The organism is Dapis hubbardiae BLCC-M172 (assembly GCF_050016015.1).
Lineage (GTDB): Bacteria > Cyanobacteriota > Cyanobacteriia > Cyanobacteriales > Microcoleaceae > Trichodesmium.
Map to the genome: position 1 here is coordinate 1 of NZ_JBNHEQ010000187.1, position 10467 is coordinate 10467.

At 37.9% G+C, this 10467-nt stretch carries 8 protein-coding genes and 1 pseudogene; 7 read left to right on the forward strand and 2 right to left on the reverse strand.

Annotated features, from left to right (window positions below; genetic code table 11):
* Window positions 1–579 precede the first annotated feature (579 nt).
* Window positions 580–2214 carry a chaperonin GroEL gene (groL, locus tag ACP6PK_RS16815; protein ID WP_426561037.1) on the reverse strand — a complete coding sequence of 545 codons (1635 nt, stop codon included), beginning with the start codon at window positions 2212–2214 and terminating at the stop codon, window positions 580–582.
* A gap of 153 nt (window positions 2215–2367) precedes the next feature.
* Window positions 2368–2679, reverse strand: coding sequence for a co-chaperone GroES (groES, locus tag ACP6PK_RS16820; RefSeq protein ID WP_094672717.1), 312 nt, complete (start codon window positions 2677–2679; stop codon window positions 2368–2370).
* A 462-nt stretch (window positions 2680–3141) separates the two neighbouring features.
* On the opposite strand from groES, the gene ACP6PK_RS16825 reads away from it, so the two are divergent.
* From ACP6PK_RS16825 to ACP6PK_RS16855, 7 genes and pseudogenes are all read left to right on the forward strand, one after another.
* Complete coding sequence (locus tag ACP6PK_RS16825) at window positions 3142–3570, forward strand: (2Fe-2S) ferredoxin domain-containing protein (protein ID WP_094672719.1); 429 nt, start codon at window positions 3142–3144, stop codon at window positions 3568–3570.
* 521 nt (window positions 3571–4091) lie between these two features.
* Window positions 4092–4739, forward strand: a complete 648-nt coding sequence (locus tag ACP6PK_RS16830) for a response regulator transcription factor (RefSeq protein ID WP_094672718.1) — start codon at window positions 4092–4094, stop codon at window positions 4737–4739.
* A 506-nt stretch (window positions 4740–5245) separates the two neighbouring features.
* On the forward strand, window positions 5246–5761 hold the full coding sequence (locus tag ACP6PK_RS16835; RefSeq protein ID WP_426561040.1) for a LabA-like NYN domain-containing protein: 516 nt from the start codon (window positions 5246–5248) through the stop codon (window positions 5759–5761).
* A gap of 792 nt (window positions 5762–6553) precedes the next feature.
* Window positions 6554–8179, forward strand: a complete 1626-nt coding sequence (locus ACP6PK_RS16840) for a 2-isopropylmalate synthase (protein ID WP_426561042.1) — start codon at window positions 6554–6556, stop codon at window positions 8177–8179.
* Window positions 8180–8605: 426 nt separating this feature from the next.
* Window positions 8606–8740 carry an element excision factor XisI family protein gene (locus ACP6PK_RS16845; protein WP_246844073.1) on the forward strand — a complete coding sequence of 45 codons (135 nt, stop codon included), beginning with the start codon at window positions 8606–8608 and terminating at the stop codon, window positions 8738–8740.
* A 12-nt stretch (window positions 8741–8752) separates the two neighbouring features.
* Window positions 8753–8950: pseudogene (locus tag ACP6PK_RS16850) on the forward strand (element excision factor XisI family protein); the annotation flags it as partial.
* Window positions 8951–9051: 101 nt separating this feature from the next.
* On the forward strand, window positions 9052–10467 hold a 1416-nt coding region (locus ACP6PK_RS16855; RefSeq protein WP_426561044.1), incomplete at its 3' end, for a tetratricopeptide repeat protein.

Below are 10467 nucleotides of genomic sequence, written 5' to 3' on the forward strand. Positions count from 1 at the left end.
AGGGAATAGGGAATAGGGAGATAGAATTTTTTATTTCATATCTTAAATTGATTTAATTAAAACCTTTGAAACAAGTCTAATATAATCTGAATATCTAAGTTATTTCCTAGCAATAAACTTGAGAATAGGGTATCAATTTATAGTCTTAATCAAGCTCAATAAAGTATTGGTATATTCATTAATTGATAATGGATAATGGATAATTACCTCAAAGAAAACCACAACAGAATTGAATATTTTGATGAATTTTGATATATTAATTATAGTGGTTTTCACTTCATGACTTGCATTACTTCTTCCTTCTCTCCTAGATAACTAAAGCCTTCTCTCCTAGATAACTAAAGCCTTCTTTCTTTAAACTCAAATCTCTGTACTCTAAAAAACATGAAAACTACTATAATTCAGCAAAAATCAAATTTATTACCTATCTGTCGATCGCCGAAAAAATATCCTAAATTAGTTCTATAAAATAACAAAGTCACCTCCACAAACTGGAAGTGACTCAAACACAATACACACTTTTTAGACAAACAAATCGGATGGGGAACAATTCCTAAATTGCCCCCAATCTCAAAAAACCTAGTAATCGAAATCGCCACCACCCATACCAGCGCCAGCAGCAGCACCTTCCTTGGGTTCAGGTTTATCAACAACAATACACTCAGTTGTTAACACCATACCAGCAATAGAAGCAGCGTTTTGTAGAGCGGAACGAGTTACTTTCGCAGGGTCAACAATACCAGCTTCAAACATATCAACAAACTCATTATTTGCTGCATTAAAACCTGTATTGAAATCTTTCTCTTTCACGCGCTCAGAAATTACCGCACCATTCTGACCAGCATTTTCAGAAATGCGCATTAATGGAGCTAACAAAGCACGACTAACAATTAAAGCACCAGTCAACTCTTCAGCTTGTAAGTTCTCATTTGCCCAATTTTCTAGATCGGGAGCCAAATGAGCTAGAGTTGTACCACCACCAGGAACAATACCTTCTTCTACAGCAGCTTTAGTTGCGTTAATAGCATCTTCCAAGCGTAACTTACGGTCTTTCATTTCAGTTTCAGTAGCAGCACCAACTTTAACAACTGCTACACCACCAGCTAACTTAGCTAAACGCTCTTGTAACTTTTCTTTGTCGTAGGAAGAGTCGCTTTCTTCCATTTGACGACGAATTTGTTCGCAACGTGCTTTAACTTCTTTTTCGTTACCTTCAGCAACGATAGTAGTGTTGTCTTTAGTAATAGTAATGCGACGTGCTTTACCAAGCATCTCTAGCTTGGTACTTTCTAATTTCAAACCAGCATCTTCAGTGATAACTTGACCACCAGTTAATACAGCGATGTCTTCTAACATAGCTTTCCGGCGATCGCCAAAACCAGGAGCTTTAACCGCAGCAACATTCAATACACCCCGCAGACGGTTAACAACCAAAGTTGCTAAAGCTTCTTTCTCAATATCTTCAGCTAAGATTAATAATGGTTTACCAGAACGAGCAACTTGTTCTAAAACTGGTACTAAATCTTGTACTAAAGCAATTTTCTTGTCAGTTAGCAAAATTTGAGGTTCTTCGAGAACAGCTTCCATCCGCTCCATATCTGTTGCGAAGTAGGGAGAGATGTAACCCTTGTCGAAGCGCATACCTTCAGTGATTTCTAGTTCAGTCTGCATAGACTTTCCTTCTTCTAGAGAAATCACACCTTCTTTGCCTACTTTATCCATAGCTTCAGCAATCATTTGACCTACTTCTTCATCATTACCAGCAGAAATAGAACCAACTTGAGCGATCGCCTTAGAATCTTCAATTTGACGAGCATGAGCTGCAATTTTTTCTACGAGGAAGTTAGCAGCTTTATCAACACCACGTTTAATAGCTATAGGGTTAGCACCAGCAGCAACGTTGCGTAGACCTTCTTTGACAATTGCATGAGCTAAAACAGTTGCAGTAGTTGTACCGTCACCTGCTGCGTCATTAGTTTTAGAAGCTGCTTGACGAATTAGGGAAACACCAGTATTTTCTACATGGTCTTCTAGTTCAATTTCTTTAGCAATAGTTACACCATCATTAACAATTTGAGGTGCGCCGAATTTTTTCTCTAGAACTACGTTGCGACCTTTAGGACCTAGAGTTACTGCTACAGACTCAGCGAGGATATCCATGCCTTTTTCTAAGGCGCGACGAGCATTTTCGTTGTAAATAATACGTTTAGCCATAGTTGTAATTTCTATTGATTAGTAATTGTGGATGTTTATTTTTTTGTGTTGATAATTAGTTGTTTTAGCACTTTAGCAAACATCAAATATGAAGAAAAAGTTTGCTAGTGCTATGGAACAACTTGTTTAAACCTTCCCCTTAAGGGCGAGGTATTAGTTAACAATTGCGAGGATATCTTTTTCAGCAAGTAGGACGTATTCATCGCCACCTAGTTTTATATCAGTTCCAGCATATTTAGAGTAGAGAACTTTATCTCCTACTTTAACTTCCATTTCTGCGCGGGAACCATCATCGTTACGTTTACCAGGTCCAGCTGAGACAACTTCTCCTACTTGAGGTTTTTCTTTTGCACTGTCAGGTAGAAGAATACCACCTGCTGTTTTTTCTTCAGATTCGCTGACTTTAACGAATACACGTTCCCCCAAGGGTTTAACAGTAGAAACACTCAGTGTTACGGCTGCCATTACTTTACCTCCAGATAAATTTTATTGTTGTTGACAGGCTTAAGGTGAAGCTAAGTTTTAACTTCATTTTGTTTTTTTAGCACTCTCACCATCTGAGTGCTAATTTAGCTGAATAGCTGTGGCGATCGCAACTAATTAAGCTGTACGGGTTTCCGAACTAGAGATTTGGGTATTTACCAAGAGTCATTTCAGTTATCAGTGCTGACTCTGCACTAGAAGAATTTAACTTCTGACTTGGAGTAATTATCATGCAGCAAAAAGTCATCTCAGAAGACAATAAACTAGAATTATGGTAGTAGAACTGTTGATTTACTAGCAATTCCTAAGTCATGTGACATTCTCTATCCAACATTTGACTTTGGCAAGAATAACTATTATAGAAGCAAATTCAAGGTGTATCGCGACTTAATGATAGATAATTTATTTAACAAAACCGAAAAAGATCATGGGACAGAGGAACAAATGGCCCAATGCCAGGAAAATTTTCAACAGGGAAATATTGACCCAGATATTTGTCAAGAATCCCTAGGAAGTTGTGTCCAATCTCTCGGACTGAGTAAAATTCAGAGACATATTTTTATTTGTGCTGACCAAACTAAACCGAAATGTTGCTCAAAAGAGGTTGGTTTAGAAGCATGGAATTATCTCAAAAAACGTCTGAAAGAATTAAAACTTGATCAGCCTGGCATTAACATATCAGGCTCTATATTTCGCACTAAAGCTAACTGTTTACGAGTTTGTTGTCAAGGTCCAATCATGGTTATTTATCCAGAAGGAATATGGTACCACTCTGCAACTCCTCCTGTGATTGAAAGAATTATTCAAGAACACATAATCGGTTCTCAAGTAGTAGAGGAATACGTTTTTCTGACTCATCCTTTGCCAGAATAATACCCCGCCCTTAAGTGTCGGGTATAAAAAAAATTAATAGGCCCATACTAGGCTATCATGGGCAAATTACTTGCCCATTGACTCAAAAGCTCAGTTCCCAATCCCTAACTAACTGTTATCAATTCACCATAGATTTTAACTTAATTAAGTCAGTAAAATTAACCATAGTTCCTGATACTATTAATAGGGAATACTGTTGAATTATCATATATTATTATCAAAAGTAGTGGTAATTATTTTCCATCACTACAAAACTATTATCTAGCTATATCTACCTAAACTATAGGACTATTGATTGAGTATAAAATCTATAATCTATAACTATAAACTATAATAGATAGGGGATCAATTCCCTTTGAGGATTAGATACAGTCCAAGCCTTCTGGGTAAGGATAAATATCTTTAAATTTATCAGGAAAGTGGCAAAGTTGCCTTACTTCCTCACTCTGCTATGAAAGACGTGGGTTATACCCGTCTGTGAAGTTAATGTTTGCAGGAATCAAAAAAGTGAGTTCTTCATTATGAAGGAAATGAATACTACAGACCAAGGATGTTTAATGTTGGTTGATGATGACCCTAATTTAATATTATTGGTCAAGGATTATTTAGAATTTCGTGGATACCAGGTAATAACAGCAGAAAATGGCCGAGAAGCTCTAGAACTGCTAGAAGAAAAAATTCCAGACTTGATTATATGTGATGTGATGATGCCAGAAATGGATGGCTATACCCTGGTGCAGCATATCAGAGAAAATTCAGATACAGAATGGGTTCCAGTTCTATTTTTATCTGCTAAGGGTCAAAGTCAGGATCGAGTTAAGGGTCTAAATACTGGAGCTGATGTTTACATTGTCAAACCATTTGAACCAGAAGAACTTGTGGCTCAAGTAGAATCTTCTCTCAAGCAGGCTTCTCGCCTAATTAAACATCAAAATTCCGGGGTCAGCATTGGGCCAACAATTAAGGTGCGCCGAAACGTAGAATTAACTCCCACAGAGTTAAAGGTAGTCCAATTGGTAGCCAAGGGAATGGCTAATCGTGACATTGCACAAATTATGGAAGTTAGTCAAAGAACGATTGAGAGTCATGTGAGCAATATGCTTGGTAAAACGGGTCTGCATAATCGGACAGAGTTAGCTCGTTGGGCGATTGAAAGTAAGAAGGCTTAGATATAACTCCCCAGCAATTTATCAGGGTGTAAGTTTTTATCTGTGTAATTTTTTTACAACAAGGGCTGTAATTTTATACTGCCCAAAATTTTCTATATTCATAATTTTGCATACATAGCTTTTATTAAGTCAATTATTTTTGATTTGGCTAAATTTTAGATATTAGATTAATCAAATATTAACTTATGGCCTTGATTAAAAGTTAAGGTCTTGTATGGAAGTGTAGCAGGAGATCAATAAATTTAACAGGCATCAAAAGGAATATATTGTACCGAAAAAAGCCTGAAATCTAGAATACTGAACTGCTAAGTTCATTAAAATTATGGGTAGAGAAAAATATTATTTGTTTATAATATAAGGGTAATTTTTGGCAGTTTAAATATGAAATATGCAAGAAATAATCTAAGTTTTCAGAGACTCAATAGACTTACATTAATGATAAAAATATTGCTAGAGTAATGGATTTAGCCTGAATTATCTAAAACCAATATTAAACTTAAGTTTCTATGAAAAATTCCATGAACCGTCTTTCTATATTTGTTGACGGTAACAATATGTTTTACGCTCAACAAAAAAATGGTTGGTTTTTTGACCCGAGAAGAGTATTAGAATACTTTAACAAACCAGAAGTAAAATTAATAAATGCTTTTTGGTATACAGGTTTAAAAGACCCGCAAGATCAAAGAGGATTCCGAGATGCTTTAATTAGTTTGGGTTATACAGTACGCACTAAAATATTGAAAGAATATTATGATGATGTTTCGGGTCGCTATTCTCAAAAAGCTAACTTAGATATTGAAATTGTTGTAGATATGTTTAATACAGTAGACCAATATGATGAAGTAGTTTTGTTTAGTGGAGATGGAGATTTTGAAAGAGCTATTGAATTATTGCGGTCTAAAAATACTCATATTACAGTTGTATCAACAGAAGGAATGATTGCTAGAGAATTGCGCAATGCTACAGACCAATATGTAGACTTAAATAATATTCGTGACCAAATAGAAAAAGCAGAATATTAATGAATAAGGAATAAGGAATAAGGAAAAAACCTAAATTTATTTCCAGACTTAGATATCTTCTAGAAGACTAGAAAAAATTAGACCAATTTATGTTTAATTCTAGCTATATTAACTACCCTTTAAGGGAAAATTCAAGGTCAGCATTTATCTAGCTTACATTCAGCTTTTACCATTTTTCAATGGTGATAGATTTTAGAAGCTGTTGGGAAAGTGCTGTATGAAACGGATGAATCCGCACAAACCTAACTGTCCTAACGCCTTCCCTGCTAAGGAAAGGAGGTTCAAAAGTCTATATCCTTATAGGATAGAGGCTTTTATGAGTTTACAAACAGTTTCTTAGATAGGTATTTTGTACCCCGGTCATTATTGCTCAATCTATCAATAACTACTGGACTGACACACCTTAAATGGTGCATTAGAAAATGGCGGATGGGGTGATGGGGAAATAGGGTGATGGGGTGAGGCGCGAAAAAATCTAATGCACAGTTTTAGCTGTGTCAGTCTACTACTAGACTGTTTCATCTTAAATGATGCAATAGATGTAGGTTGGGTTGAGGGACGAAACCAAACAACAATCTTTCTCCCGTACGGACGCCCTTATGCAACGTCCCTACCCTACTCCCCTACTCCCCTACTCCCTAATGCACAGTTTTAGCTGAAACAGTCCACTACACTAAATTCTGACTTCTATGGACAAGCTTGCTAATGACTGATAGCTAACAGCTAAATGCTGAAAATTTAAGATATAAAAAAGTTGTAGGCTAATTGCTCTAAACTACAAGGAAAAAAACAATGACCACCAGTCAAGACCGAATTATTATTTTTGATACTACCCTCCGGGATGGAGAACAATCTCCTGGTGCAGCTCTTAATATAGATGAAAAATTAACCATTGCTCGACAACTATCTCGCCTCGGAGTAGATGTAATTGAAGCTGGTTTCCCATACTCTAGTCCAGGAGATTTTGAGGCAGTACAAAAAATTGCTGAGACAGTAGGTGTAGAAAATGGCCCAACTATCTGCGGTTTGGCAAGAACAACCCGTGCAGATATTGAGGCAGCAGGTAAAGCGCTTAAACCAGCAGCAAAAGGACGTATTCATACTTTTATTGCCACTTCCGATATTCACTTGGCCTACAAACTTAAGAAAACTAGAGCAGAAGTATTAGAGATTGCTCCAGAAATGGTGGCCTATGCCAAAACCTTTGTAGATGATGTAGAATTTTCCCCGGAAGATGCAGGTCGCTCCGACCCAGAATTTCTTTATCAAGTATTAGAATTGGCGATCGCTGCTGGAGCTACTACTGTTAATATTCCTGACACTGTAGGTTATACGACTCCTGCTGAATTTGGGGCACTCATCCGGGGTATTAAGGAAAATGTACCGAATATTGACCAAGCTATTATTTCAGTTCACGGTCACAACGACCTCGGTTTGGCAGTTGCTAACTTCCTGGAAGCAGTGAAAAATGGCGCTCGTCAGTTAGAATGTACTATTAATGGTATTGGTGAACGTGCTGGTAATGCTGCTTTGGAAGAGTTGGTTATGGGGTTGCACGTTCGGCGACAATATTTCAATCCATTTTTGGGTCGCCCACCGGAGTCAGAAGCACCACTCACTAATATTGATACGCGCCAAATTTACAAAACATCTCGTCTGGTTTCTAATTTGACAGGAATGTTTGTGCAACCAAACAAAGCTATTGTTGGTGCTAATGCTTTTGCTCACGAGTCAGGTATTCACCAAGATGGGGTACTGAAAAATAAACTGACTTATGAAATTATGGATGCTCAGTCTATCGGGTTGACAGATAATCAGATAGTCTTGGGCAAACTTTCCGGTCGTCATGCTTTCCAAACTCGCTTGCAAGAACTTGGGTTTGAACTCTCAGAGGAAGAAATTAATAAAGCGTTTGTTAAATTCAAAGATTTGGCAGACAAAAAGAAAGAAATCACAGATTGGGATTTAGAATCTATTGTTAATAGCGAGGTTCGACAACCACCCGAACTTTTCCGCTTGGAGTTTGTGCAAGTTTCTTGTGGCGATCGCTCTCGTCCTACGGCGACAGTTAGTATTCGTACTCCTGATGGAGAAGAATTGACGGATGCTGCTATTGGTACAGGTCCTGTAGATGCTGTGTACAAGGCAATTAACCGAGTAGTGAATGTACCGAATGATTTAATTGAGTTTACTGTGCAGTCGGTAACTGCTGGCATTGATGCCATTGGGGAAGTGACTATTCGGTTGCGCCATGAAGGGCGAGTTTATTCTGGTCATTCTGCCAATACTGATATTATTGTGGCATCTGCTGAGGCTTATGTAAATGCTTTAAATCGGTTGTATGCAGCTTTGCAAAGTGATGTAGAGAAAATACATCCGCAAAAGAGTCAACCTGTGGAAGTAGTAGCTGGTAGTTAATAGATAGTTTCTGTAGTAGACCGACACAGCTAAAATGGTGCGTTACGACGGATTGCTGAATCCCTCTCATAATCTGAATTTAAGCCGTCTTTTCATGTCCGCTCTTAGCGGAAACACACCCTACAATTTTGCACAAAATTAGGTGTGTCAGTCCAGTAGGGTGCGTTAGCGGGTAGATAAATTATACTTAGTTAGAGTTAATGTTATTCCCGCGTAACGCACCTTATTACTGATTAGAATTGCAAGTCGCTTGATAATATCCAAGAACATTATATTATGTCCGGTTGTTATAATTAGGCTAGTAGTAGAGCTTCAGCCCACTTTGCTATATCGGGCTAAAGCCCTACTACAAACCAATACTTTAGTAATTAATAATTTGCCCATGAAATTGTTGGTTGTAGATTTAGAAAAAGTCGAGTTTTTACAATGGATACCCCAAAGACCTATAGAGAAATAGTCAAACAAGTAATTGGGAAATATGCTAAATTATGTCCTTCTCATGGAAATATTAGATTGGATACTGTTTTTGATGAACAAAGCGATAGAACTCCGTTCCGCTAACGCGATCGCTATGCTCTGATGCAAGTGGGATGGAACAGAGGCAAGCGAGTTAGAGGAAATATTATTTATATTACTCTAGGAGAGGGAAAAGTCTATGTTGAATATGATGGTATAGAACAGGGAATTACTCAAGATTTAATAGACCAAGGCATTCCTCAGAATAATATAATTTTAGAACATTTATGGGAAATGAATAAGATACTGCACTGATAACTGATAACTGATGACTGATAACTGAAATTGCATATCTTCCCTGAAACTAGAAATATAATAGTATTGAAAATTTTGGTTGTGAGGCAAGGGTTAAGTTTATGGTTTCTCCTAAGAGATGGTTGTCTATTCTCAGTGTTAATAGTCTGATGTTATTTAATGTCAGTTTTCCTGTATTAATGTTGCCCAATATTGTCAATGGGGGAGAAGTTGTTGCTCAGATAGATGCCAATGCTGAGGCAGAAAGATTATTGAAGCAAGGAGCTGAACTATTTAAGCAAGGAACAGCAGAGTCTCGGAGGCAAGCCATCGCTAAATGGGAAGAGGCGCTACTATTGTTTAGGAAAGCAGGTAACTTGAGGGGAGAAGCAGTTACACTGGTTCTTATTGGCAGTGTCTACAATGACTTAGGAGAAAAACAAACAGCACTCAATTATTACCAGCAAGCTTTACCTGTATTTCAGCAAGTAGGCGATCGGAGTTGGGAAGCAGGAACTCTCAATAATATTGGCAGTGTCTACAATGACTTAGGAGAAAAACAAACAGCACTCAATTACTACCAGCAAGCTTTACCTCTCAGACGGGAAGTAGGCGATCGGAGTGGGGAAGCAACAACTCTCAATAATATTGGCAGTGTCTACAATGACTTAGGAGAAAAACAAACAGCACTCAATTACTACCAGCAAGCTTTACCTCTCAGACGGGAAGTAGGCGATCGGAGTGGGGAAGCAACAACTCTCAATAATATTGGCAGTGTCTACAATGACTTAGGAGAAAAACAAACAGCACTCAATTACTACCAGCAAGCTTTACCTCTCAGACGGGAAGTAGGCGATCGGAGTGGGGAAGCAACAACTCTCAATAATATTGGCAGTGTCTACAATGACTTAGGAGAAAAACAAACAGCACTCAATTACTACCAGCAAGCTTTACCTCTCAGACGGGAAGTAGAGGATATTCGTGGGGAAGCAAACACTCTCAATAATATTGGTGCTGTCTACCATAGCTTAGGAGAAAAACAAAAGGCACTCAATTACTTCGAGCAAGCTTTACCTATACTTCGGCAAGTAGGCGATCGGAGTGGGGAAGCAGCAACTCTCAATAATCTTGGCATTGTCTACAGTGACTTAGGAGAAAAACAAACAGCTCTCAATTACTACGAGCAAGCTTTACCTATATATCGGCAAGTAGAGGATATTCGTGGGGAAGCAAACACTCTCAATAATATTGGCACTGTCTATGATGACTTAGGGGAAAAACAAACAGCTCTCAATTACTACGAGCAAGCTTTACCTATACTTCGGCAAGTAGGCGCTCGTGCTACAGAAGCAACGACTCTTAATAATATTGGCCTTGTATACAGTAACTTAGGAGAAAAACAAACAGCTCTCTCATACTATCAGCAAGCTTTACCTATACTTCAGGAAGTAGGCGCTCGTGCTACGGAAGCAACAACTCTCAATAATATTGGCTCTGTCTACAATGACTTAGGAGAAAAACAAACAGCACTCAATTAC